We start from the raw sequence: 22,275 nt of genomic DNA, 5'->3' as shown, positions 1-22,275 counted from the left end.
CCGGTTGGGGCTTTTGTCTTAGGCGCGGCGTAGGGTGATGAGGGTCCAGAGGGCGACGATCAGCGCGCCGCCTGCCGCGGTCAGGGCGACGGTCTGGGTATCGGCCCAATTGGCCAACACAACGCCGATGGCGGCCCAAACCACGGTGGCTCCATAAACCGGCATCTTGGGGCGGCGGGCCTGCACGAACAAGGCGACCGCGATCACCACGGTCAGCATGAGTAGGGCCGCGCCCGTGTTCGACAGCACCCCGTATCCCGCCAAGATCACCCCCACCGACACGCCACAGGCGGCGGTCAGCCAGCCTGCGTAAATCGCCAAAGGTGCCGCCAAAAGCCAGCGGTCTTGGGTCTGGTCGGCACGCAGATAGGCCAGCATCGCCAGCCAGCCCATCACGAGGATGACGAATGTGGCCGTGATCGGTGCGCTGGAGGCGATGGCCAGCCAGACGCTGCCCAAAAGCCCCGAGACCAGGAGCGGCAGGGCCGGGCGCAGAAAGGCCGGGTCATTGCGGCGTTTCAACAGGCCAAAGACGGCATGGGCCAGCAGCCAAAGGTAAATTAGCCCCCAGATCGAAAAGGCATAGCCAGCGGGTTGGATCGCGGGACGCTCGATCCGCACCGGGAAGGTTGCCGGATCATAGCCCGTGAAGGCGGGGGTCAGCGCCGGGGCGGCGACCATGGCGAGGATCGCCAGCAAAAGCGCGGGTTGGATCAGCCGCGCGACGCTCACTCGAGCACGCCTGAGGCCGAAATCCGGGTCTTGCCGCCGAGATAGGGGTGCAGGGCTGCCGGAAGATCGACCGATCCATCGGCCTGCTGGCCGTTTTCCAAAACCGCAATCAGGCAGCGCCCGACCGCAAGGCCCGATCCGTTCAGCGTGGCGACAAACTCGGGCTTGCCGCCGGGGGCTTTGGCGCGGGCGTTCATGCGGCGGGCTTGGAAGGTGCCACAGGTGGAAACGCTTGAGATTTCGCGGAATTTGTTTTGGCCCGGCAACCACGCCTCAAGGTCATGGGTTTTCTGCGCGCCAAAGCCCATGTCACCGGTGCACAAGACGATGGTGCGATAGGGGATTCCCAGCTTTTCAAGGATGGCTTCGGCGCATTTGGTCATGCGCTCGTGCTCGTCCAGCGCCTTATCCGCCGCACAGATCGTGACCATCTCGACCTTTTCGAACTGGTGCTGGCGCAGCATGCCCGAGGTGTCCTTGCCCGCAGACCCGGCTTCCGAGCGGAAGCATTGGGTCAGGGCGGTCATGCGGATGGGCAGTTGCGCCTCGTCCAGCACATCGCCCGCGACGGTGTTGGTTAGCGTGACCTCGGAGGTTGGCACCAGCCACCAGCCATTGGTGGTTTGATAGCTGTCCTCGGCGAATTTCGGCAGTTGGTTGGTGCCATACATCGCCTCTTCCTTCACCAGAACCGGGGTCCAAGTTTCCGACAGGCCATGATCGTTGATATGGGTGTCCAGCATGAACTGGCCAAGCGCACGGTGGACGCGGATCACCGCGCCGCGCAGCACGACAAAGCGCGCGCCCGAGAGTTTGGCGGCGGTTTCAAAGTCCATCCCCGGTTTGACGCCAGCAATGTCGAAATGTTCATGCGGGGTGAAATCAAAGGTCCGGGGTGTGCCCCAGCGGCGGATTTCGACATTGTCGTTTTCATCGGCCCCTTGCGGCACCGCATCCAAAGGCAGGTTCGGGATCCGCATCAGCATGTCGCGCAGGGCGCTGTCCTCGTCGGCGGCTTCTTCGGTCAGCTTGGCGATTTCGGCCTTTTTCTCGGCCACCAGCGCGCGAAGGCGTTCAAACTCGGCGTCGTCTCCGCGCGCCTTAGCGGCACCCACCTCTTTCGAGGCGGCATTTTGCGCGGCGGCGGCGGTCTCGGACGCCAAGATCTTTGCGCGGCGGTTGTTGTCGAGGGCCAAAATGGCGGGCGACATCGGCGACAGGCCCCGGCGTGCGAGGGCCGCATCAAAGGCGGAGGGATTTTCGCGGATGGCGCGGATGTCGTGCATGTCTGGGCCTCGTGTGGCAAATGGCTGGCCGGGTTATGCCCCATTCGCCTGCAAGGGGGAAGGGGGGCCGCCCCGGCGGTAGCGCAGGGGCAGTAGGGCCGGGATCAGCGGGGCAACCTCGGCCCGGCGGGCGGCGTCGCGGGCGGCGCACTCGGCATACGCCGCGGCGATGGCGGGTGTGGCGAGTGCGGTCGCCATGGCCGATTTCAGCACAGGCAGATCTCGGTGCAGGCTGAGGTCCTGCACGTCGTTGAAGTTGAAGATGTCCAGATATTCCGGATCAAAGCGTTCGGGCGCACAATCGGGTTCAAGCCCGTTGCCGCGCAGGCGTTTCAGAAGATAGCGGTCCAGCGCCTTGATCGGGTAGTGGTTGATCTGACCGATTTTCCAGCTTTGGCGGCCTTCGGGGACGCGGTGCTTGGGGCGGTTGTCCTTGTTGCGGTCAAACTGGAAGTGGTGACGCAGGGGTTTTCCGCCACCGTCGCGAAAGGCGATCTCTTCGCCTGTCGTGATGATCGGGCGGTGGATGGCAAAATCTGCGATGCGCGGGGTCAGGCGGAACAGCGTTTTCACGCTGCGGCTTTGCGGATTGTCTAGCCTCATGCCGTGGGTGAAGTTTTCAATCACCAGCCCCGCAGGCGTGGTCTGATGCCCACAATCGCCAAAGTTGCGCCAGTTGAGCGCAAGCGCGTCGGCCCCGCGGGCGGCGGCGACAAGGTCCGCCACCTGTCGCTGGCCCGCATGCACCACAAGAAACTCGTCCGCATCGAGCCACATCCCCCACTCAGACTCTCGAATGACGGGGTCCGTTTTGGCGAGGGCTGCGACCGCATCTTGTGGCGATGTCCCAGCGGGCGGGGTGTGGCGGTGATGGGTTAACCAGCCGAGATCGGCGATGGCATCCAACAGCCGATCTGAGCCATCCGTGCAGTCATTGGTGTAAACAAGTATGTGATCAAAACCGATCAGCCGATGGTAAAGCGCCCATTCCAACACGTCGGGCCCTTCGTTCTTCATCGCTGAAAGCAAAAAAATACGCGCCATAATGGCCCTTTTTGTCAAATGGATGGGGAATGAATAGCCAAATCTCTTGCGCATTGCACGGGGCTTGCCCAAGTGACAGCGAGGAGCGTGGCAACCTTGCGCCGGTCATTGGCCAAGGGTAGGGTGCGCGCCGATCTATACGCCGAACCATACTGGGCCCGTGGTGCCCCAACGAGAGGACTTCTGATGTTCGTGACCGCCGCTTATGCGCAAGATGCTGGTGCCGCTGGTGGGGCCGGGGCTGCCCTTGGCTCTTTCTTGCCGTTGATCCTGATCTTTGCGATCATGTATTTCCTGCTGATCCGTCCGCAGCAAAAGAAGGTGAAAGAGCTGAAGGCGATGATCGAAGCCCTGCGCAAGGGTGATCAGGTGCTGACCCAAGGCGGCATCATCGGCAAAATTCACCGTGTGGGCGATGATGGCGTCTTGGATATCGAGATTGCCGAGGGCGTCAAAGTTAAGGTCATGAAGCACACCATCGTTCAGGTGATGAACAAGACTGAACCGGCTGCGGCCGCCTGAAGGCACTTTTATCATGCTGCATACCCCGCTGTGGAAGCGTTTGTTGATCGTTTTGGTTGTTGGCTGGGGGATACTGGCCGCTGTTCCAAACGCGCTCTACACGCAAGTCGAACGTCACAATGACGCTGTGAAGGTGATCGAGGCCAACGGTGGCGTGGCCACCGAGGCGCAGGCCGCCGACCGTGCCTTGTGGCCCGATGTCTTGCCCTCGGCTCTGATGAGCCTTGGGTTGGACCTGCGGGGCGGCGCGCATCTTTTGGCGCGCGTCGAAGTGGCAGATGTCTATGCCCAGCGGATCGACGGGCTGTGGCCCGACGTGCGCGATGCGCTGCGCGAAGTGCGGGACGAGGTGGGCGCGGTGCGCCGTCAGCCCTCGGTGCCCGGCGTGTTGCGCGTGGCGATCTCGAACCCGGATGGTGTGCCCGTGGCCTTGGAAAAGGTGCGGGCACTGGCCACGCCGGTGATGACGCTAACCGGGGCAGGGGCCTCGGACCTTGACGTGTCGGTTGAGGGGTTGGAGATCATTGTGCAACTGTCTGAGGCCGAACGTCTGGCCAGCGACAGCCGCACGGTGCAGCAAAGCCTTGAGATCATTCGCCGCCGGGTGGATGAGGTGGGCACGCGCGAACCCACGATCCAGCGGCAGGGCGATGACCGGATCCTGATTCAGGTGCCGGGCATTGGCTCGGCGCAGGAGTTGAAGGCGGTCATCGGCACGACAGCCAAGCTGACCTTCCATCAGGTCTTGGGTCGCACCTCGGATGCGGGGGCCGATCCGGGGCCGCGCAACCGGCTGGTGGCCGATGCCGATGAAGAGGGCGTTTATCACATCATCGCCGAGGAATCGGTGGTGGGCGGCGACGAATTGACCGACGCCCAGCCGTCGTTTGACCAAAACGGCCGCCCTGCGGTGAGTTTCCGGTTCAATCCGACAGGCGCGCGCGCGTTTGGCGACTATACCGCCGCCCATATCGGCGAGCCCTTTGCGATTGTCTTGGATGATGAGGTGATTTCAGCCCCGACGATCCAAAGCCATATCGCGGGTGGGTCGGGGATCATCACCGGCAATTTCACGGTCGAGGAATCGACCAACCTCGCCGTTTTGCTGCGCGCGGGCGCCCTGCCGGCCAAGATGGTGTTTTTGGAAGAGCGCACGATTGGCCCGGAACTGGGCCAAGACAGCATTGATGCGGGCAAGATGGCGGGCATCGTCGGGCTGATCGCCGTGGCGAGCTATATGGTGCTCAGCTATGGCCTGTTCGGCGTTTTTGCCAATATCGCTCTGGCGATCAACATGACCTTGCTGATTGCGTTGATGTCGACGATTGGGGCCACGCTCACATTGCCGGGCATCGCCGGGATCGTCTTGACGACGGGCATCGCGGTGGACAGCAACGTGCTGATCTTTGAGCGCATCCGCGAGGAGTTGCGCGATGGTAAGTCACCCGCCCGGGCGATTGAACTGGGCTTTGAGCGCGCGTTCTCGGCCATTTTGGACAGTAACATCACAGGGTTGATCACGGCGCTTATCATGTTCGTGATTGGCTCTGGCGCCGTGCGCGGCTTTGCGGTCACGACGGGGATCGGGATCTTCACCTCGATGTTCACGACGATCTTGGTGACGCGTTTGATCGTGACGTCCTACATCAACTGGAAACAGCCCAAAGAGCTTGTGGTCTGAGGGGGAGCGATATCATGGCATGGCGTTTGCGGCTGGTTCCGGTCAAGACCAACATCGATTTCTTCAAATTGCAGTGGGTGACCTTCGGGGCCTCCATCGCGGCGGTTGTCGTCTCCATTCTGGCGGTGGCGATCATGGGGCTGAACTTTGGTGTCGATTTCAAAGGCGGCACCACCATTCGCACCGAGAGCACGCAGGCGGTGGACGTCGGCGTCTACCGCGAGGCGATGACAGGGCTGGATCTGGGCGATGTCGCCATCACGCAGGTCTTTGATCCGACCTTCCGCGAAGATCAGCATGTTGCGATGGTGCGGATTGAGGCCCAAGAGGGCGAAGAGGCGATCACCCCCGAAACCATTGCCGCCATTGAAGGGGCGCTGCGCGCCGTGGACCCGGCGATTACCTTCCCCTCGGTCGAATCGGTCGGGCCCAAGGTTTCCGCTGAATTGATTTGGGCCGCGCTTTTGGCTGTGGCGGCGGGCTCTTTGGGGATCTGGATCTATGTCTGGCTGCGCTTTGAATGGCAATTCGCCGTCGGCAGCGTGGCCGCCCTGATCCATGATGTGGTTGTGACCGTTGGCGTCTTTGCGATCTTTCAGCTGAAGTTCGACCTGACCATCGTGGCGGCTTTGCTGACCATCCTTGGCTATTCGATCAACGACACGGTGGTGATCTTTGACCGGCTGCGAGAGAATCTGGCCAAGTACAAAGCGATGCCGCTGCGCGAGATGATGAACCTGACCGCGAACGAGACGCTGAGCCGCACGATCATGACGGCGACGACCACACTACTGTCGTTGACTTGCCTGGTGATCTTGGGCGGCGATGTGATCCGGGGCTTTGTCTTTGCCATGCTCTTTGGCGTGATCATCGGCACCTATTCGACGCTTTACGTGGCCAAAAACATCGTCTTGATGCTGGGGCTGGACCGCAGCGACAAGCCCAAGACCGGCAAACCGGCGGATCACGAATTCGCCGATGTGGACGCCTAAGCCATGCGCCTGATCGAGGTCAGCTACGGGGCTGCCTTGGCGATTGAGGGCTATGGGCCGGGTTTTTTCCGGGTGGGGACCCATGCCTTGCAGGGTGCGACGCTGGTGACGCCGTGGGATGCGGGCGGTTGGGGTGGGCTGGGTGACAGCGCCACGCCTTTGGCGCTGGCAGGGCGGATTGACGTCCTTTTGGTGGGGCTTGGTCCGCAGATCACCCCGGTGCCGCGCGCCTTTCGTGACGCACTAGAGGCAGCAGGGATCGGGGTCGAGCCGATGTCCTCGCCCGCCGCGTGCCGCACCTATAACGTCTTATTGGGAGAGGGGCGCCGGATTGCCGCCGCCCTGTTGCCGGTGGGTCCATGACGCGCCTTGCGGTGCACGATCTGGCCGTGGCGCGGGCCGGGGTGCCGGTCTTGCAAGGGGTGAGTTTTGCGCTGGAGCCGGGGCGGGCCTTGGTGCTGCGCGGACCTAACGGCATTGGCAAGACCACGCTTCTGCGCACCATAGCCGGGTTGCAGCCGCCCTTGGAGGGCCGGGTTGAGACGGCCGCGGATAGCATCACCTATGCCGCCCATGCCGATGGGGTGAAGGCCACGCTGACAGTGGCGGAAAACCTGACCTTCTGGGCGCGGGTCTTTGGCACCGATGCGGTGGGTGCCGCGATCGATCGGATGGCGCTGCGCGAATTGGCCGACCGGCGGGCGGCGAACCTGTCGGCCGGGCAAAAGCGCCGCCTTGGTCTTGCGCGGCTTTTGGTCAGCGGACGGGCGATTTGGGTGATGGATGAGCCGACGGTGTCTTTGGACGTGGCCTCGGTCCAGCTTTTTGGCGCGGTGGTGCGTGACCATCTGGCCGCCGGGGGGGCGGCGTTGATTGCCACGCATATCGATCTGGGCTTGGAGGCCGATGTTCTCGACCTGACCCCGTTCAAGGCGCGCAAACTGTCGCAAGGCGGGGTGCGCTCGGCCTTTGATGAGGCCTTCACATGATCGCCCTTCTGAGCCGTGATCTGCGATTGGCCATTCGCGCGGGCGGCGGCTTTGGGCTGGGCCTTGCGTTTTTCCTGCTGGTGGCGGTGATCGTGCCTTTGGGCGTGGGGCCGGAACCCGCGACGCTGGCCAAGATTGCACCTGGCATCCTGTGGGTGGGGGCGCTTTTGTCCTGCCTTTTGTCGCTCGACCGCATCTTTGCCTTGGATTTCGAGGATGGCTCGCTGGACCTTTTGGCCACCTCGCCCGTGCCGATGGAGGGCGCGGTGGCGGTCAAGGCCTTGGCGCATTGGCTGGTGACGGGGCTGCCTTTGGTGCTGGTGGCGCCTGTGCTGGGCGTTCTGCTGAACCTGCCGGGGCCGGGCTATGTGTGGTTGGTCATCAGCTTGGCATTGGGCACTCCAGCCCTGTCGATCATCGGGGCCTTTGGCGCGGCGCTGACGGTGGGGCTCAAGCGCGGCGGGCTGTTGATGAGCCTGTTGGTGCTGCCGCTTTACATGCCAACGCTGATTTTCGGGGCCGAGGTGGTCAAGCGGGGCGCTGTGGGCATGGCCGTCGGTACGCCGCTTGCGCTTTTGGCCGCGATCACCGCTGGGTCGCTGGCCCTGTTGCCCTTTGCCGCATCTGCGGCAATCCGCGTCAATTTGCGTTAGGCCCGCGCCATGCTAAGCAAACGGCAGCGCGCGGCAATCCAAGGATAAACCATGTCGATCTGGGAATATGCCAACCCGAAAAAGTTCATGCAGACCTCGGGGCTTTTGTTGCCTTGGGTCAGCGGGCTGACGGCGATCACGCTGGTGGTGGGGCTGGTCTGGGGCTTTTTCTTCACACCGGACGCTGACAAGTTCGGCTCCACCGTCAAGATCATCTACCTGCATGTGCCTGCCGCGATGATGGCCATCTCGGCCTGGACGATGATGCTGGTCACCTCGCTGATCTGGCTGATCCGGCGGCATCATGTCTCGGCGCTGGCGGCCAAGGCGGCGGCCCCGATTGGGCTGGTCTTTACCGTGATCGGGCTGGTGACCGGGGCAATCTGGGGCCAGCCGATGTGGGGCACATGGTGGGCTTGGGACCCGCGTCTGACGTCGTTCCTGATCCTTGCCTTATTCTATCTGGGCTATATCGCGCTTTGGGCGGCGGTGGAGAACCCCGACACGGCGGCGGACCTGACCAGCGTTCTGGCTATTGTGGGATCGGTCTTTGCCTTTTTGTCGCGCTATGCGGTCTTGTTTTGGAACCAAGGCCTGCATCAAGGGGCGAGCCTGTCTTTGGACAAGGAAGAGAATGTGTCGGATGTCTATTGGTTCCCGCTCTTGGTTTGCATCATCGGCTTTGTCCTGTTGTTCGTCATGCTGGTTTTGATGCGCACCCGCACTGAAATTCGCGCCCGCCGGTTGCAGGCGCTGTTGTCACGCGAGAGGTTGGCTTGATGCCTGATCTGGGAAAATACGCCGATGCGGTGATTTGGTCTTATGTCTCGACCATTGCGCTGTTGGTCGGGCTGGTGGCGGTGACGCTGTGGCAGGGCCGCCGGGTAAAGCAGGCCTTGCACGAGGTTGAGGCGCGGCAGGAAGGGGCAGGCGATGCTTAAGTGGCTGTTGTTGATTCCGCCGTTGCTGTTTTTGGGGCTGGCGGTGCTGTTTTATACGGGCATGACCCGCGATAATCCTAATGATCTGCCCTCGGTCTTTCTGGGCAAGCCGGCCCCCGCGATTGAGCAGGCGGCCTTGCCGGGAATTCCAGCGCCGGTGCAGTCCGATCTGGCACAGGGTCGCGTTGTGTTGGTGAACTTTTGGGCTTCATGGTGCCCCCCTTGCCGGGCGGAGCATCCGACGCTGACCGCGCTGGCTGCCGAAGGCATTCCGGTGATCGGCGTCAATATGATGGACCGTGAGGGGGATGCGCTGGCGTTTTTGGCAGATGATGGCAATCCCTTTGCCAGCATCGCCTTTGACCCCAAGGGCCGGACGCGGCTGGAATGGGGCGTCACCGCCCCGCCCGAGACCTTTATCGTGAACGGCAAGGGCGAGGTGGTCTATCGCTTCATCGGCCCCTTGGTGGGCGATGATTATCTGCAGCGTTTCCGGCCGGAACTGGAGAAGGCGCTGGCGGCGGAGTAATTGGGCGTCTCGCCGTGCACCTCGTCGGGCGCCTTCGGCTTCTCCTCGGTTTACCCCGACGCGCGACGAAGTCGACGAGGAGCTGCGCGATCAGAAATGCCGGGACGCTTCTTTGCGGGCAAAGGGTTTCAAGCTGTCGCCATGCTCGGCCAGCCAGCGCTCCACCCGGGGTTTGTCATGTTTGGACAGATCGCGCAGCCACCACGCCACGGATTTCTGGATGAACCAGTCCGGGTCTGTTGCATAGCGCACGGCCCAGTCCAGAACCCGCTCGCGGATGGCGTTTTCTAAGGGTTTGGGGTGGTTTTGCTTGGCATAGGGCAGGGTGATGACCATGGCGGCGCGGCGGGTCCACATGTGGGGGCTATTGGTCCAGCCCTCAACCGCCTCGATCCGGTCGGGCTGCCAGACCAGCCGCTTTTGCGCGGCGATCATGGCGTGATCGGCCAAAGACCAGCCATCGGAATCAGGCACCCAGCTTTGCAAAAGCTGCCATGCGCCCTCGTCATCCGGGCGGATGCGGGCTTGGGTCAAAAGCTTGGCCGCCGCCACGCGGGTCTCATGAATATCGGCCGCCCAAAGCGCTGCGGCCAAGGCAAGCCGTTCGTCCAGCGTGCACTCGGCGCGCCATGCGTCGGTGAGATCGTCGATCTGCGGCACGCTGACGCCGAAGAACCGGCGGGTGGATTTGTGATAGGCCGCCATTTCGGTGGCCTTCTCGGGGTTGGCCAATGCCTCCAGCGCGGCGATGGCCTGATCAAGGCTGACGGTCATTCCACTGTCACCGATTTGGCCAGATTGCGCGGCTGGTCCACATCGGTGCCTTTGGCGATGGCGGTATGATAGGCCAAAAGCTGCGCCGGGATCGAATAGAGGATCGGGGCAAATTGTGGGGCCACCTCGGGCAAGGTGAGGGTCTTCCAGCAGCCCGCACCCGCCTCGGCGATGCCGGCGGCGTCCGAGATCAGCACCACCTTGCCGTGGCGTGCCATGACCTCTTGCATGTTCGACACGGTCTTGTCGAAAAGCGCATCGCGCGGGGCCAGCACGATCACCGGCACGCGGTTGTCAATCAGCGCGATGGGGCCGTGCTTCAACTCTCCGCTCGCATAGCCTTCGGCGTGGATATAGCTGATTTCCTTGAGCTTCAGCGCACCTTCCAAGGCGAGCGGATACATCGGGCCACGGCCCAGGAACAAGATATCCTGCGCCTCGGCCAGGTCCTTGGCGACGGCGGCCACATCGGTGGAGAGCGCCAGCGCGTGGTTCATCAGGCCCGGCAGGCTGCGCAGCGCGGTGAGGTGCGCGGCAAGGCCCGCCGCGTCGAGACGGCCCCGGTCGACGGCGGCTTTCAGCGCCAGAATGGCCAGCACGGTCAGCTGGCAGGTGAAAGCCTTGGTGGAGGCGACCCCCACCTCGACCCCCGCCATGATCGGCAGCGCCAGATGGCTTTCGCGGGCAATCGAGGAGGTCGGCACATTGACCACCGAGACCACCTTGCCCACGCGTTCCTTGGCATAGCGCAGCGCGGCCAGCGTGTCGGCGGTTTCGCCGGATTGGCTGACAAACAGCGCCCATTGGTGGGGCGACAGCGGCGGCTCGCGGTAGCGGAATTCCGACGCGATGTCGATTTCGACGGGCAGGCCCGCGATCTGTTCGAACCAGTATTTCGCCACATGGGTGGCATAGCTTGCGGTGCCGCAGGCCACCATGGTCAGACGGTCCACAGCCGCAAAATCAAGCTCGGCAGGCAGGCGCAGGGTGTTTTCGCCCGACACGTAATGCTTGAGCGCGTCGGCAATCACCACCGGCTGTTCGGCGATTTCCTTGGCCATGAAATGCTTGTAACCGGCCTTTTCGATGCGGGTCTGGTCAACCTGAATCCGCGCCTCGGGGCGGTTGGCAAGATGGCCCGCCTCATCAAAGATCTGCGCCCCGCCACGGGTGATGACGGCCCAGTCGCCCTCTTCCAGATAGGTGATGCGGTCGGTCATTGGTGCGAGCGCGATGGCGTCCGAGCCGACGAACATCTCACCATCGCCATGGCCGATGGCCAAGGGGCTGCCCTTGCGGGCGCAGATCATCAGATCTTGCTCGCCTTCGAAGAGGATGCAGAGCGCAAAGGCCCCGTGCAGGCGTTTGAGCGTTTCGCGCGCGGCCTCAATGGGTTTTGCACCTTTGTCCAAATGGTGGCGCAGAAGGTGGCTGACGGTTTCGGTGTCGGTTTCAGATTCGAACACCGCCCCGCCTGCGGTAAGCTCGGCGCGCAACTCGCGGAAGTTCTCGATAATGCCGTTGTGCACCACCGCGACGCGGCCCGAAAGATGCGGATGGGCGTTCAGCGTGGTGGCCGCGCCATGGGTGGCCCAGCGGGTGTGGCCGATGCCGGATTTGCCGGGCAGGGGGTTGTGGACCAAAAGATCGGAGAGGTTAATGAGCTTGCCCACCGCGCGGCGACGGTCCAGCTTGCCCTCGTTGATGGTGGCGATCCCGGCGCTGTCATAGCCGCGATATTCCAGCCGCTTCAACGCCTCGACCAAAAGGGGGGCCACCTCGTGATGGCCCAAAACCCCAACAATTCCGCACATTATGATTTTCCTTTCGCGGCCTTAATGGCGCGCAGCCGTTCAAAAAGCTTGGTGGCAAGTCCTGCCTTGTTCACTTGTTTGGCCCGGGCCAAGGCCACAGCCTCGGCGGGCACATCTTCGGTGATGACCGAGCCCGAGGCGGTCAGCGCGCCGTCACCAATGCTGACGGGGGCGACCAGCATGGTGTCCGAGCCGATGAAGGCGCGTCTGCCGATGCGGGTGCGGTGCTTCATCACGCCGTCGTAGTTGCAGGTAACGGTGCCCGCGCCAATGTTGGTAAACTCGCCCACATCGGCATCCCCGATATAGCTCAGATGGCCCACCTTGACGCCTTCGTCCAGAATGGCGTTCTTGATTTCCACAAAATTGCCGACATGGACATCTTCGGCAAGCTCTGCCCCGGGGCGCAGGCGGGCGAAGGGGCCGACATCGGCCCCACGCGACACATGGCAGCCTTCTAGGTGGCAAAAGCCTTTAATCTCCGCGCCAGATTCGATGGTGACGCCGGGGCCAAAGAGGACATTCGGGCCGATGATGGCATCGCGGCCGATGTGGGTGTCGAGGGCGAAGAACACGGTTTCGGGGGCGGTCAGGGTGACGCCATTGTCCAAGGCCTCGGCGCGGGCGCGCGCCTGAAAGGCGGCCTCGGCGGCGGCAAGTTCGGTGCGGGTGTTGATGCCCATGGTTTCCGCCTCGTCGCAGATCACCACGCCCGCTGAGAGGCCGCGCGCGCGGGCGAGTTCGACGATGTCGGTCAGGTAGTATTCGCCGCTCGCATTGGCATTGCCCACATCGGCCACCAGCGAGAAAAGCGTTTTGGCGTCAGCGCAGATCACGCCTGAATTGCAAAGGGTTATCAGACGTTCCTCATCTGTCGCATCTTTGAATTCGCGGATGGCCAAAAGGTCATTGCCTTGGGTCAGCAGACGGCCATAGCGGCCGGGATTGGCGGCGTGAAAGCCCAAGACCACCACCGCATGCGCGCTGCGGGCTGCAAGCATCGCCTCGAGCGTCTCGGGGCGGATAAAGGGCGTGTCGCCGTACAGAACGATGGCATCGCCCGTGGCATCTGCCAGAAGTGGTGCGGCTTGGGCGACGGCATGGGCGGTGCCAAGCTGCGGCTCTTGCAGGACGGTCACCGTCGCCTCGTCGTAGTCGCGCGCGGCGCGCGCGACCTCCTCGGCCCCGTGACCGGTGACAACGACCACCTTCTCAGGTGCAAGGCTGGCACCGGCCTGCAAGGCGTGATGCAAAAGCGGGGCCGCGGCCACCTTGTGCAAGACCTTGGGCAGGTCGGAATTCATCCGCGTGCCCATGCCTGCGGCCAGAACAATCAACGAAACCGGCATGACGCCCCTTTCAATTCGATGCCGCCCGTTTTACCCCGGATCACGGGCACTGCAAGCCCGCGATGGTTCACGGAAGGTTACAATATGCGCACTGTGGTGTTTGATCTGGATGGCACGCTGGCCGATACCAGCGATGACCTCTTGGCCGCCGCCAATGCCTGTTTTGAAGCCGAGGGCCATGGCGCGGTATTGGACGGGCGTGACCGGCTGGTCGCCTTTCACGGTGGGCGGGCCATGCTGCGGGCGGGCTATACGCGGCTGGGGATTGCGGTCAGCGAGGACGACATCTCGCGGCACTATCCCCGGCTGTTGGCGGCCTATGCCGAGGGGATCGACACCCACACTCGGTTGTATCCCGGGGCGGTGGCCGCGGTGGAGGCTTTGCGTGGCCTTGGCTTTGCCACCGCGATCTGCACCAACAAGCCCGAGGGCTTGGCGGTAGAACTGGTGCGGCGCTTGGGGATTGCGCCCTTGTTCGGGGCGCTGATCGGGGCGGATACCTTGCCGACGCGCAAGCCCGATGCGGCGCCCTATGTGGCCTCGGTCACGCGGGCAGGGGGAGATGTGCGGCGGTCGATGTTGATTGGCGACACTGAGACCGATCGAAACACCGGCCTTGCGGTGGGGGTGCCGGTGGCCTTGGTCACCTTTGGCCCCGAGGGCCGCGCGATTGAGCGGCTGCAACCCGAGGCGCTTTTGGATCACTACGACGATCTGCCAGCGCTGGCGGCGCGGCTTTTGGCATGAAAAAGGGCCCCTAGGGGCCCGATCCAGCGTGTTGTTTGAGGGGTTAGCCCCAGACGGCGGTCATCCCCAGACAGCTTGGCGCGCGATGCGGTCGGCGTCACCGGGGAAGATCCCAAGGTCCAGCGCCTCGGCGTGGCTGAGCCCGGCGATTTCGGCGCGCAGGCGGCGGTAGGTGGCCTGTTCGGCGGCCATGCTGCGCAGGCGGGTGATCAGGTTCATCATCATATGTCCTTTCGACGTGCGACCGGGCGGCCCGAATGGCCAACCCCTTATTCGCATGTGCAGCATATGGCCCGCGGCGTTAGCGGTAACAACCGTGGAAAATGGGCTTTCCGCTATGCGTCTGACGCATAGCAAAAGGGCGCCCGAGGGCACTTTGCCAAATATTATTTAATTACAGAAGCTTGCCCATCGCCACGGCTGTATCGGCCATCCGGTTGGAAAAGCCCCATTCATTGTCATACCAGGCAAGAACCGAGCAGAAGGTGCCGTCCATCACCTTGGTCTGGTCCATGTGGAACACGGAAGAATGCGGATCATGGTTGAAATCCGACGACACATTCTTCCACTCGGTATAGCCCAGAATGCCCTTGAGCGGGCCATCGGCTGCCGCCTTGATGGCCGCGTTGATCTCTTCGGCGCTGGTCGCGCGCTTGGCGATGAACTTCAGATCCACTGCCGACACATTGGGGGTGGGCACGCGGATGGCAAAACCGTCCAGCTTTCCCTTCAACTCGGGCAAGACCAACCCGACCGCTTTGGCGGCCCCGGTCGAGGTGGGGATCATCGACAAGGCAGCGGCGCGGCCGCGGTAGAGGTCCTTGTGCATGGTGTCCAGCGTCGGCTGGTCGCCGGTGTAGCTGTGGATCGTGGTCATCATGCCTTTTTCAATGCCGATGGCCGCGTTCAGCACCTGTGCCACCGGAGACAGGCAGTTCGTCGTGCACGAGGCATTGGACACCACAATGTCGGCAGCGGTCAGGGTCTTGTGGTTGACGCCGAAAACGATGGTCTTGTCGGCGCCGTCGCCGGGGGCAGAGATCAAAACGCGCTTTGACCCGTTTTCCAGATGGGCCGCGCATTTTTCTTTGCTGGTAAAGATGCCGGTGCATTCCAGCACGATATCGACGTCGCCCCACGGCAGATCGGCCGGGTTTTTCAGCGCAGTCACGCGCATGCGCCCGCGGCCAACGTCGATCCAATCCTCGCCCGTTGTCACGGTGGCGGGAAAGCGGCCATGGACAGAATCAAAGCGCACAAGGTGGGCGTTGGTCTCAACCGGGCCAAGGTCGTTGATGGCGACGACCTGAATGTCAGTGCGCCCCGATTCAATGATGGCGCGCAGGATGTTGCGGCCGATGCGGCCAAATCCATTGATGGCTACCTTGACGGTCATGGCGTTCCCTCTCTGGGCTGCGACTCGCGCATGCTTCGTTAGCGCTAACATCGACATATGAAGGAAAAGATCAAGCTGCAAAGCTTGGATCGGTCAAATTCTGCTCAGATGCGGCGTCAGCGCCAGATGGCGACAAGCTCAATCAGGTCGATCAGCTTGCGTGAGAGGAACAGAAGGGCCGACCCGCTGTTCAAAGCAAGGTCGGCCAGCACGGCCAAGGCGATGACCCCGGCCAGAACAAAAGCGATGCGGTCGGTCAAAGCCCCTCCCGGTTTAACCCAGAAGCCGCCCCATCGCGACGGCCACATCGGCCATACGGCAGGAAAAGCCCCATTCGTTATCATACCAAGCCAGCACGCGCACCGTGCGGCCTCCGACCACCTTGGTCTGATCCGGGGCGAAAATGCAAGATTGCGGTGTATGGTTAAAGTCGATGGAGACTTTGGGCTCGGGGTCATAGGCGAGCACCGCGCTCATCTTACCAAGCGAGGCTTCGCGGATGATTTCGTTGACCTCGTCGACCGTGACGGATTTTCCAGCCACAAAGGTCAGGTCCACCGCCGAGACGTTGGGGGTGGGCACGCGGATGGCCGAGCCGTCCAACTTGCCCGCAAGCTCCGGCAAAACTTCACCAATCGCCTTGCCGGCACCGGTGGAGGTGGGGATCATCGCCATGGCGGCGGCGCGGGCGCGGTAGAGGTCTTTGTGGCGGCGATCCAGCGTGGGCTGGTCACCGGTGTAGCTGTGGATCGTGGTCATGATGCCCGCTTCGATGCCGATGGCGTCGTTCAGCACCTTGGCCAAGGGGGCAAGGCAGTTGGTGGTGCACGAGGCGTTCGAGACCACCAGATGCTCGGGCAGAAGGCTGCGGTGGTTGACGCCGTAAACCACCGTCAGATCAGCGCGCTTGGCGGGGGCGGAGACCAAGACCCGCTTGGCCCCGCGCGTCAGGTGGACAGCGGCCTTGTCACGGTCATTGAATTTACCGGTGCATTCCAGAACGATATCAACGCCGTCCCAGTCCAGCTCTTCAGGGTTGTAGGTCGACATCACGCGGATCGGGCCCCGGCCCAAGTCGAGCGTGTTGCCTTCGACCTTCACCGTGCCGGGAAAGCGGCCATGGACAGAATCATATTTCAATAGGTGGGCGTTGGTTTCAATCGGCCCGGTGGCGTTCATCGCCACCACCTGCACGTCATTGCGCCCCGATTCCGCGATATGGGCCAGCGTGCAGCGCCCGATACGTCCGAAACCGTTGATGCCGATGGTGATGGTCATGCGCCTGATCCTGTCCAACAAGAAATGCCCCTGACGCGCTATACCGCAGGTGCGCCGGTGCAAAAAGCGCAAAAGCGACGGTTTTTCAGAGTGTTATCGCAAACATGCCGCGTTCGCGCTAACAAGTCACAGGCTTTGCCTTAGCAGGCTGCGCGGGGTAGAGAGAGGAAGGCTTGGCAGGAGGTTGAGGCGATGAGTGGACTTCTGGCGCTGTTGGATGACGTCGCGGCGATTGCCAAGGTGGCCGCGGCCAGCGTCGATGACATCGCGGCGGCGGCGGCCAAGGCGGGGGCCAAGGCGGCGGGCGTGGTGATCGATGACGCTGCGGTGACGCCGAAGTATGTGCATGGGTTTTCCGCCGATCGGGAATTGCCGATCATCTGGCGCATTGCGCTGGGGTCGGTGAAGAACAAGCTGGTGATCTTACTTCCGGGGCTGATGGCGCTGAATTACCTTCTGCCTGCGGCGATCACGCCTTTGTTGATGCTGGGCGGGGCGTATTTGTGCTTTGAGGGGGCGGAGAAGGTGTTTCATCTTCTGTTCCCACATGCCGATCCCGAGGTGGCCGAGGATTTCGACACCGAAGACCCCGCGCATCTGGAAGAGGAAAAGGTGGCGGGCGCGATCAAGACCGATTTCATCTTGTCGGCCGAGATCATGACGATTGCCTTGGCCACCGTGGAAAGCCCCAGTTTCTGGATGCAAGGCATCACGCTCGCGGTGGTGGGGGTGTTCATCACGGCGGCGGTCTATGGGGCGGTGGCCCTGATCGTGAAGATGGACGACATTGGGCTGCATATGGCGGCCAACCGCAAGACCGCCGCCGCGCGGGCCTTTGGGCGTGGGTTGGTGGTGGCGATGCCGAAACTGATGGCGGTTCTGTCCGCGGTGGGCACGGCGGCCATGCTTTGGGTCGGCGGGTCTATCGTGCTGCATGGGTTAGAGGTGACGCATCTCTGGCCCTGGCCTTATGAAGCAATCCACCACATCGCCGAGACGGCCGCCCATGCGGTGCCTGTGGCGTCGGGCTTTGTCCTGTGGGCTGTGCAGGCCGGGATCGACGGGGTTTTGGGCCTTGCCCTTGGGGTGGCGCTGATTCCTGTCGCGACGCGGGTGATCGGGCCTTTGTGGTCGGCGGTCACGGGCAAGAAAAAGGCCGCGCATTAAGCGCGGCCCAAATTCGTTCGAACGAATTTACAAATCTCTTCGAAGCGATTTGCGGTCAAAGCAGTGCCTTCACCTTTTCAACCGTGGCTTCGGCGGTGATGCCGAATTCCTTGTAAAGCCGGTCATAAGGGGCCGATGCCCCGAAGGACGACATCCCGACGAAATCGGCCTTGGTGTCACGGCCCCGCTCGCCCAAAAGCCAGCGGTCCCAGCCCATGCGTACGCCCGCCTCAATCGCCACGCGCACCGGGCCTGCAGGCAGGACTTTTTTGCGGTAGGCTTCGTCCTGAGCGGCAAACAGCTCCATCGAGGGCATGGAGACCACGCGGGTGCCGATGCCTTGGGCTTCAAGCATCTCGCGGGCCTTCAGCGCGATTTCCACTTCCGAGCCGGTGGCCATCAAGATGACCTGACGCTTGCCCGTCGCCTCGGCCAGCACATAGGCGCCTTTGGCCGAGAGGTTGGTGTTGGTGTGAGTAAGCCGCACGGCCGCGAGGTTCTGACGCGAGAGCGCCATGACCGACGGGGTGGATTTCTGGTTGAAGGCCAGTTCCCAGCATTCAGCCACTTCCACCAGATCCGCCGGGCGGAACACCAAGGTGTTCGGGGTGCTGCGCGAAATGGCCAGATGTTCCACCGGCTGGTGGGTCGGGCCGTCTTCGCCAAGGCCAATCGAGTCATGTGTCATGACATAGACCACTGGCAGGCCCATGAGGGCCGAGAGGCGCATCGAGGGGCGGGCATAGTCGGTGAAGGCCATGAAGGTGCCCGAATAGGGCCGCACGCCGCCATGCAGCGCCATGCCGTTCATCGCCGCCGCCATCCCATGCTCGCGGATGCCCCAATACATGTAGCGGCCTGCGGGGGTGTCGGTATTGAACACGCCCAGATCGGCGGTCTTCGTGTTGTTCGATCCGGTCAGGTCAGCGGAACCGGCAAAGGTTTCTGGCATGATCGGATTGACCGCCGCCAGCACCTTTTCCGAGGCCGAGCGGGTGGCGAGTTTGGCGGGTGCCGCCACGGCGGCTTTTTTCACCGCGCGAATGGCGGCGGGCAGTTTGGCCGGGGCCTCATCCGAGAAGATGCGGATCAGTTCGGCCTGTTTGGCCGCCGAAAGGCTGGCCACACGGGCGGACCATTCAGCATGGGACTTGGCACCCCGGGTGCCCATGGCTTCCCATTCGGCCTTGATCTTGGCCGGGATTTCGAAGGGGCCACCTGTCCAGCCATAAGCGTCTTTCGCCGCCTGAAGCTGGGCCTTGTCGGTCAAGGCGCCATGGCCTTTGGAGGTGTCTTGCGCCGCATGGCCCAAGGCGATGTGGGTCTTGCAGGCGATCATCGTCGGGCGGTCCGACTTTTTCGCCGCTGTCATGGCGGCATCAATCGCCACCGGGTCATGGCCGTCACATTCGAGCACATTCCAACCGCTGGCGGCAAAGCGCGCCTTTTGGTCAGTGGCGTCCGAGAGCGACACTTTGCCGTCAATGGTGATGCCGTTGTCATCCCACAGAACGATCAGCCGGTTCAGCTTGTGCTTGCCTGCAATACCGATGGCCTCTTGGGACACACCTTCCATCAGGCAGCCGTCGCCAGCGATGACCCAAGTGTAATGGTCCTGCACCTTGGCACCCCAGCGGGCGCGCAGATGCGCCTCGGCCATGGCAAAACCGACTGAGTTGGCAATGCCTTGGCCCAAGGGGCCGGTGGTGGTCTCAACCCCGGCCACATGGCCGTATTCCGGGTGACCTGCGGTGATGGCGCCCCACTGGCGGAAGTTCTTGATCTCCTCCAGCGTCATGTCCTCATAGCCGGTCAGATGCAAAAGCGCATAGATCAGCATCGAGCCGTGACCGGCCGAGAGGATGAAGCGGTCCCGGTCCGGCCAACGTGGAGCCTTGGGATCAAACTTCAGGTGTTTTTCAAAGAGCACCGTCGCCACATCGGCCATGCCCATTGGCATGCCGGAATGGCCCGAATTTGCTGCCGCCACCGCATCAAGCGTCAGCGTGCGGATCGCGGCGGCGCGCATCCATTGGTCGGGGTGGCGGGCGCGGAGGGTTTCGATATCCAAGGCGGCAGTCCTGTTATCTGGTTGCGGGCTTTGAGGGTGCATAGCAGCATGGGCGGCAAGATCAAGCGCGGCCCGCAAGGCTTTGGTGGGAAACACAAGACCGCAGGCGGGCAAGCGGCTATGATCGGGCTTGACGCTGGCTTTGCGATTCGCAACGCTGGTGAAGATTTGGCCTTGGGCCGGAACCCGGTTGCAGGGATTTTTGCCGAAACTGGGGCAGAGAAGAAGAAAGGGCGCAGCGTCTCATGCAGGACATCCTCGAGCTGGAGCGGCGGATAACAGCCGCGATGGAGCGGATCACCTATGGGGTGGAGCAGTTGGCCAAGGGCAGTGCTGGGGCCAGCCCTCGCGCGGCCGGTGCCGAGGCCGCCTCGGGCGACGCCGCCGCGCGGATCGCGCATCTGACCGAGGCGCTCGATGAAGAGCGCATGACCAACGCCCAATTGAACGAACGTCTGCGGGTTCTGCGCGAGAAAGCAGGGCAGGGCTCGGACGAGGTGGTGGCCGATTTGCAGGCCAAGCTTGCAACGCAGGCTGACGAGCTGGCCACCTTGCGCCGGGTGCTGGCCGAAGCCGGGCGCGAAATTGCGTCCTTGCGCGCCGCCCGCGCCGCCGAGGCCGAGGAACTGGCCGAAATCGTCACCGCGCTGGACCCGTTGGTCACAGCCGCCAGCTCGGAGGCTCCGCATGCCTGATATCGACATCATCATCGGCGGGCGCAGCTTTCAGGTGACCTGCCAACCGGGCGAAGAACATTTCCTGCGCGCCGCCGCCGCGATGCTGGACAGCGAGGCGCAGCCCTTGCTGGCCTCCATGGGGCGGTTGCCCGAGGCGCGGTTGCTGTTGATGTCGGGTCTGATGCTGGCCGACAAAGCGGCCGCGATTGAGGATGAGAATCGCCACTTGAAGGCCAAACTGGCCGAGATGGAAGGTCGCCCCGTGCCCGAGCGCCAAAAGCTTGAGGTGCCGGTGATCCCGGCGCAGGTGACCGAGACGCTGGCCGAACTGGCCGCGCGGGCCGAGGCTTTGGCTGATCGTCTGGAAGAGCGTCACGGCTGAGGCTGTGGCCCGGGGCTGACAGCAGGGAAGGCTGCGTCGTTCTTCCCCTTATGGTGTCCGGTTGGAATAGGCCATGAGGGGGGCGTCGTCCCTTATCCCGCAGGCCCTTGATATGTTTCGCCCCTTTGTGATGTTGCTGTCCAGTCTGCCTATCGCCGCCGATGCCCAAGGGAGTTGGAGCCGAGACGGCAGTCGGGTTGAGACCGTGATCTATACCTACGACAGCGCGATGGATTCGCTTTCGGTCGCCTATTTCACCGCGCCCGACGCCACCAGTTTTGCCGCCGTGCAGATCGGCGGGGTGGTGCATGCCTTGGTGCGGGACGTCGCCGCCTCGGGTGTGCGCTATGTCGATGTGAATGCGCAGACTGGGTATCGGCTGCAGGGCAAGGGCGATCAGGTGATGCTCTTGAAGCTGGATCCCGACCCCGCGGCCGAAGAGCAGCTTTTGGTCGAGTGCCACGCCCTGCAGGGGTAGGGCCAAAGAAATAGGGGCCCGACGGGCCCCTATCCATTCGATCAGGGTCGACTGGCTTAGCCCTTGTTCGCTTCGCGGATGCGATCAGCGGCCTCTTTGGAGTAGCTGACGCCGCTTTGGTCAAAGAGTGTGTCCAACTCGCCCGAGAGCGCCATTTCGGTGACGATGTCGCAGCCGCCGACGAACTCGCCCTTCACATAAAGCTGCGGGATGGTCGGCCAATCGGAGAAGTCCTTGATGCCTTGGCGAACTTCAGCATCCGCCAGCACGTTCACATCGGCAAATTCAACGCCCATGTAGTTCAAAACTCCGGCCACGCGGGACGAGAACCCACATTGCGGCATGGTCTTGGTGCCTTTCATGTAAAGCACCACGTCGTTCTTCTGGATCGTTTCGCGGATTTGGTCGACTGCGGTCATGGTCGCGTTTCCTTGGCTGGGGGCACCGCTTTGGCTCGGTGCAAAGTCTTGTGTTGGTCAGGTGTCTTGCCCGGTTTCGGGGCCAGCGCGCGTATCATTCCGGGGCGCGGGTGGTCAGCGCGAGCGCGTGCAACGCACCGTTGGGACCGTCCATCTTGCCCTTCAGACTGGCGTAGACGGCGCGTTGCTGTTGCACGCGGTTCAGGCCGCGAAAGCTTTCGTCCACCACCTCGGCGGAAAAATGCTGGCCATCGTCACCCTGAACCGAGATGCGGGCCTTTGGGAAGGCGGCGCGGATCAGCGCTTCGATATCCTTGGCTTCGACGGGCATGGGCTAGGTTCCTTCTTGGTCTT

At 62.8% G+C, this 22,275-nt stretch carries 27 protein-coding genes; 14 read left to right on the top strand and 13 right to left on the bottom strand.

Features of this window, described 5'->3' with window-relative positions; genetic code table 11:
* Positions 1-18 precede the first annotated feature (18 nt).
* From AC72UB_RS05675 to AC72UB_RS05665, 3 genes are read right to left on the bottom strand one after another with little or no spacing between them, the layout of a single operon-like run.
* Positions 19-732 carry a TspO-related membrane protein gene (locus AC72UB_RS05675; RefSeq protein ID WP_505188915.1) on the bottom strand — a complete coding sequence of 238 codons (714 nt, stop codon included), beginning with the start codon at positions 730-732 and terminating at the stop codon, positions 19-21.
* The gene (gene serS / locus AC72UB_RS05670) at positions 729-2,018 is read right to left on the bottom strand and encodes a serine--tRNA ligase (protein ID WP_505188914.1); all 1,290 of its coding nucleotides are present in this window, start codon (positions 2,016-2,018) and stop codon (positions 729-731) included. The genes AC72UB_RS05675 and serS overlap by 4 nt, the downstream gene beginning before the upstream one ends.
* A 33-nt stretch (positions 2,019-2,051) precedes the next feature.
* A complete protein-coding gene (locus tag AC72UB_RS05665) occupies positions 2,052-3,062 on the bottom strand; it encodes a glycosyltransferase family 2 protein (RefSeq protein ID WP_505188913.1) in 1,011 nt (336 codons plus the stop codon).
* Between the two features lie 186 nt (positions 3,063-3,248).
* Here AC72UB_RS05665 and yajC point away from each other — a divergent pair, with 186 nt between their 5' ends.
* From yajC to AC72UB_RS05620, 9 genes are read left to right on the top strand one after another with little or no spacing between them, the layout of a single operon-like run.
* Complete coding sequence (gene yajC, locus AC72UB_RS05660; RefSeq protein ID WP_463290923.1) at positions 3,249-3,584, top strand: preprotein translocase subunit YajC; 336 nt, start codon at positions 3,249-3,251, stop codon at positions 3,582-3,584.
* A gap of 13 nt (positions 3,585-3,597) precedes the next feature.
* The gene (gene secD, locus AC72UB_RS05655) at positions 3,598-5,265 is read left to right on the top strand and encodes a protein translocase subunit SecD (protein ID WP_505188912.1); all 1,668 of its coding nucleotides are present in this window, start codon (positions 3,598-3,600) and stop codon (positions 5,263-5,265) included.
* A 14-nt stretch (positions 5,266-5,279) separates the two neighbouring features.
* Positions 5,280-6,257, top strand: coding sequence for a protein translocase subunit SecF (secF, locus tag AC72UB_RS05650; RefSeq protein ID WP_505188911.1), 978 nt, complete (start codon positions 5,280-5,282; stop codon positions 6,255-6,257).
* A 3-nt stretch (positions 6,258-6,260) separates the two neighbouring features.
* On the top strand, positions 6,261-6,620 hold the full coding sequence (locus tag AC72UB_RS05645) for an Mth938-like domain-containing protein (RefSeq protein ID WP_505188910.1): 360 nt from the start codon (positions 6,261-6,263) through the stop codon (positions 6,618-6,620).
* Complete coding sequence (gene ccmA / locus AC72UB_RS05640) at positions 6,617-7,246, top strand: heme ABC exporter ATP-binding protein CcmA (RefSeq protein WP_505188909.1); 630 nt, start codon at positions 6,617-6,619, stop codon at positions 7,244-7,246. Before AC72UB_RS05645 ends, ccmA begins: the two co-directional genes overlap by 4 nt.
* Positions 7,243-7,899 (top strand): heme exporter protein CcmB, encoded by a 657-nt coding sequence (gene ccmB, locus AC72UB_RS05635; RefSeq protein WP_505188908.1) that lies wholly within the window; start codon positions 7,243-7,245, stop codon positions 7,897-7,899. The genes ccmA and ccmB overlap by 4 nt, the downstream gene beginning before the upstream one ends.
* 51 nt (positions 7,900-7,950) lie before the next feature.
* Positions 7,951-8,679 (top strand): heme ABC transporter permease, encoded by a 729-nt coding sequence (locus tag AC72UB_RS05630; RefSeq protein ID WP_505188907.1) that lies wholly within the window; start codon positions 7,951-7,953, stop codon positions 8,677-8,679.
* Positions 8,679-8,840 (top strand): heme exporter protein CcmD, encoded by a 162-nt coding sequence (ccmD, locus tag AC72UB_RS05625; protein ID WP_505188906.1) that lies wholly within the window; start codon positions 8,679-8,681, stop codon positions 8,838-8,840. The genes AC72UB_RS05630 and ccmD overlap by 1 nt, the downstream gene beginning before the upstream one ends.
* Positions 8,833-9,369, top strand: a complete 537-nt coding sequence (locus AC72UB_RS05620) for a DsbE family thiol:disulfide interchange protein (protein ID WP_505188905.1) — start codon at positions 8,833-8,835, stop codon at positions 9,367-9,369. The genes ccmD and AC72UB_RS05620 overlap by 8 nt, the downstream gene beginning before the upstream one ends.
* A gap of 90 nt (positions 9,370-9,459) precedes the next feature.
* On the opposite strand, the gene AC72UB_RS05615 is transcribed toward AC72UB_RS05620, so the two are convergent.
* The 3 genes from AC72UB_RS05615 to glmU are packed head-to-tail and all read right to left on the bottom strand — an operon-like array spanning position 9,460 to position 13,306.
* Positions 9,460-10,143 carry a DNA alkylation repair protein gene (locus AC72UB_RS05615; RefSeq protein WP_505188904.1) on the bottom strand — a complete coding sequence of 228 codons (684 nt, stop codon included), beginning with the start codon at positions 10,141-10,143 and terminating at the stop codon, positions 9,460-9,462.
* On the bottom strand, positions 10,140-11,957 hold the full coding sequence (gene glmS / locus AC72UB_RS05610) for a glutamine--fructose-6-phosphate transaminase (isomerizing) (RefSeq protein WP_505188903.1): 1,818 nt from the start codon (positions 11,955-11,957) through the stop codon (positions 10,140-10,142). The genes AC72UB_RS05615 and glmS overlap by 4 nt, the downstream gene beginning before the upstream one ends.
* The gene (glmU, locus tag AC72UB_RS05605; RefSeq protein ID WP_505188902.1) at positions 11,957-13,306 is read right to left on the bottom strand and encodes a bifunctional UDP-N-acetylglucosamine diphosphorylase/glucosamine-1-phosphate N-acetyltransferase GlmU; all 1,350 of its coding nucleotides are present in this window, start codon (positions 13,304-13,306) and stop codon (positions 11,957-11,959) included. The genes glmS and glmU overlap by 1 nt, the downstream gene beginning before the upstream one ends.
* An 84-nt stretch (positions 13,307-13,390) precedes the next feature.
* Between glmU and AC72UB_RS05600 the strand changes: the two genes are divergently transcribed.
* Entirely contained in the window at positions 13,391-14,053 is a 663-nt protein-coding gene (locus AC72UB_RS05600; protein ID WP_505188901.1) for an HAD hydrolase-like protein, read from the top strand.
* 60 nt (positions 14,054-14,113) lie between these two features.
* Here the strand turns inward: AC72UB_RS05600 and AC72UB_RS05595 are convergent, their stop codons facing one another.
* From AC72UB_RS05595 to gap (AC72UB_RS05580), 4 genes are all read right to left on the bottom strand, one after another.
* Positions 14,114-14,272, bottom strand: a complete 159-nt coding sequence (locus tag AC72UB_RS05595) for a DUF1127 domain-containing protein (protein ID WP_463289307.1) — start codon at positions 14,270-14,272, stop codon at positions 14,114-14,116.
* A gap of 175 nt (positions 14,273-14,447) precedes the next feature.
* Entirely contained in the window at positions 14,448-15,449 is a 1,002-nt protein-coding gene (gene gap, locus AC72UB_RS05590) for a type I glyceraldehyde-3-phosphate dehydrogenase (RefSeq protein WP_505188900.1), read from the bottom strand.
* A 116-nt stretch (positions 15,450-15,565) separates the two neighbouring features.
* A complete protein-coding gene (locus AC72UB_RS05585) occupies positions 15,566-15,709 on the bottom strand; it encodes a hypothetical protein (protein WP_463289309.1) in 144 nt (47 codons plus the stop codon).
* Positions 15,710-15,722: 13 nt separating this feature from the next.
* Positions 15,723-16,727, bottom strand: a complete 1,005-nt coding sequence (gene gap / locus AC72UB_RS05580; protein WP_505188899.1) for a type I glyceraldehyde-3-phosphate dehydrogenase — start codon at positions 16,725-16,727, stop codon at positions 15,723-15,725.
* 192 nt (positions 16,728-16,919) lie between these two features.
* Here gap (AC72UB_RS05580) and AC72UB_RS05575 point away from each other — a divergent pair, with 192 nt between their 5' ends.
* On the top strand, positions 16,920-17,894 hold the full coding sequence (locus tag AC72UB_RS05575; RefSeq protein ID WP_505188898.1) for a DUF808 domain-containing protein: 975 nt from the start codon (positions 16,920-16,922) through the stop codon (positions 17,892-17,894).
* Between the two features lie 55 nt (positions 17,895-17,949).
* Here the strand turns inward: AC72UB_RS05575 and tkt are convergent, their stop codons facing one another.
* A complete protein-coding gene (tkt, locus tag AC72UB_RS05570; RefSeq protein ID WP_505188897.1) occupies positions 17,950-19,965 on the bottom strand; it encodes a transketolase in 2,016 nt (671 codons plus the stop codon).
* Positions 19,966-20,210: 245 nt separating this feature from the next.
* On the opposite strand from tkt, the gene AC72UB_RS05565 reads away from it, so the two are divergent.
* From AC72UB_RS05565 to AC72UB_RS05555, 3 genes are all read left to right on the top strand, one after another.
* On the top strand, positions 20,211-20,660 hold the full coding sequence (locus tag AC72UB_RS05565) for a hypothetical protein (RefSeq protein ID WP_505188896.1): 450 nt from the start codon (positions 20,211-20,213) through the stop codon (positions 20,658-20,660).
* Positions 20,653-21,024: a cell division protein ZapA gene (locus AC72UB_RS05560; RefSeq protein WP_505188895.1), complete on the top strand. Its 372-nt coding sequence runs from the start codon at positions 20,653-20,655 to the stop codon at positions 21,022-21,024. Before AC72UB_RS05565 ends, AC72UB_RS05560 begins: the two co-directional genes overlap by 8 nt.
* Before the next feature lie 130 nt (positions 21,025-21,154).
* Positions 21,155-21,502: an MliC family protein gene (locus tag AC72UB_RS05555; RefSeq protein ID WP_505188894.1), complete on the top strand. Its 348-nt coding sequence runs from the start codon at positions 21,155-21,157 to the stop codon at positions 21,500-21,502.
* A 56-nt stretch (positions 21,503-21,558) separates the two neighbouring features.
* Here the strand turns inward: AC72UB_RS05555 and grxD are convergent, their stop codons facing one another.
* Together grxD and AC72UB_RS05545 are read right to left on the bottom strand one after the other, a co-directional pair.
* Complete coding sequence (gene grxD, locus AC72UB_RS05550) at positions 21,559-21,921, bottom strand: Grx4 family monothiol glutaredoxin (RefSeq protein ID WP_463289316.1); 363 nt, start codon at positions 21,919-21,921, stop codon at positions 21,559-21,561.
* 94 nt (positions 21,922-22,015) lie between these two features.
* Positions 22,016-22,252, bottom strand: a complete 237-nt coding sequence (locus AC72UB_RS05545) for a BolA/IbaG family iron-sulfur metabolism protein (RefSeq protein WP_463289317.1) — start codon at positions 22,250-22,252, stop codon at positions 22,016-22,018.
* Between the last annotated feature and the right edge of the window lie 23 nt (positions 22,253-22,275).

It is taken from the genome of Allotabrizicola aquatica (SeqCode) (assembly GCF_965194375.1).
GTDB lineage: Bacteria > Pseudomonadota > Alphaproteobacteria > Rhodobacterales > Rhodobacteraceae > Tabrizicola_A > Tabrizicola_A aquatica.
Note: the sequence above shows the minus strand (reverse complement) of the source record. Positions and strands in the feature narration are given on the sequence as shown.

Coding starts and splice junctions, on each gene's coding strand:
- serS (WP_505188914.1), bottom strand. CDS start 2,018: ATGCACGACATCCGCGCCATCCGCGAAAATCCCTCCGCCTTTGATGCG.
- AC72UB_RS05665 (WP_505188913.1), bottom strand. CDS start 3,062: ATGGCGCGTATTTTTTTGCTTTCAGCGATGAAGAACGAAGGGCCCGAC.
- yajC (WP_463290923.1), top strand. CDS start 3,249: ATGTTCGTGACCGCCGCTTATGCGCAAGATGCTGGTGCCGCTGGTGGG.
- secD (WP_505188912.1), top strand. CDS start 3,598: ATGCTGCATACCCCGCTGTGGAAGCGTTTGTTGATCGTTTTGGTTGTT.
- secF (WP_505188911.1), top strand. CDS start 5,280: ATGGCATGGCGTTTGCGGCTGGTTCCGGTCAAGACCAACATCGATTTC.
- AC72UB_RS05645 (WP_505188910.1), top strand. CDS start 6,261: ATGCGCCTGATCGAGGTCAGCTACGGGGCTGCCTTGGCGATTGAGGGC.
- ccmA (WP_505188909.1), top strand. CDS start 6,617: ATGACGCGCCTTGCGGTGCACGATCTGGCCGTGGCGCGGGCCGGGGTG.
- ccmB (WP_505188908.1), top strand. CDS start 7,243: ATGATCGCCCTTCTGAGCCGTGATCTGCGATTGGCCATTCGCGCGGGC.
- AC72UB_RS05630 (WP_505188907.1), top strand. CDS start 7,951: ATGTCGATCTGGGAATATGCCAACCCGAAAAAGTTCATGCAGACCTCG.
- ccmD (WP_505188906.1), top strand. CDS start 8,679: ATGCCTGATCTGGGAAAATACGCCGATGCGGTGATTTGGTCTTATGTC.
- AC72UB_RS05620 (WP_505188905.1), top strand. CDS start 8,833: ATGCTTAAGTGGCTGTTGTTGATTCCGCCGTTGCTGTTTTTGGGGCTG.
- AC72UB_RS05615 (WP_505188904.1), bottom strand. CDS start 10,143: ATGACCGTCAGCCTTGATCAGGCCATCGCCGCGCTGGAGGCATTGGCC.
- glmS (WP_505188903.1), bottom strand. CDS start 11,957: ATGTGCGGAATTGTTGGGGTTTTGGGCCATCACGAGGTGGCCCCCCTT.
- glmU (WP_505188902.1), bottom strand. CDS start 13,306: ATGCCGGTTTCGTTGATTGTTCTGGCCGCAGGCATGGGCACGCGGATG.
- AC72UB_RS05600 (WP_505188901.1), top strand. CDS start 13,391: ATGCGCACTGTGGTGTTTGATCTGGATGGCACGCTGGCCGATACCAGC.
- AC72UB_RS05595 (WP_463289307.1), bottom strand. CDS start 14,272: ATGAACCTGATCACCCGCCTGCGCAGCATGGCCGCCGAACAGGCCACC.
- gap (WP_505188900.1), bottom strand. CDS start 15,449: ATGACCGTCAAGGTAGCCATCAATGGATTTGGCCGCATCGGCCGCAAC.
- gap (WP_505188899.1), bottom strand. CDS start 16,727: ATGACCATCACCATCGGCATCAACGGTTTCGGACGTATCGGGCGCTGC.
- AC72UB_RS05575 (WP_505188898.1), top strand. CDS start 16,920: ATGAGTGGACTTCTGGCGCTGTTGGATGACGTCGCGGCGATTGCCAAG.
- AC72UB_RS05565 (WP_505188896.1), top strand. CDS start 20,211: ATGCAGGACATCCTCGAGCTGGAGCGGCGGATAACAGCCGCGATGGAG.
- AC72UB_RS05560 (WP_505188895.1), top strand. CDS start 20,653: ATGCCTGATATCGACATCATCATCGGCGGGCGCAGCTTTCAGGTGACC.
- AC72UB_RS05555 (WP_505188894.1), top strand. CDS start 21,155: ATGTTGCTGTCCAGTCTGCCTATCGCCGCCGATGCCCAAGGGAGTTGG.
- grxD (WP_463289316.1), bottom strand. CDS start 21,921: ATGACCGCAGTCGACCAAATCCGCGAAACGATCCAGAAGAACGACGTG.
- AC72UB_RS05545 (WP_463289317.1), bottom strand. CDS start 22,252: ATGCCCGTCGAAGCCAAGGATATCGAAGCGCTGATCCGCGCCGCCTTC.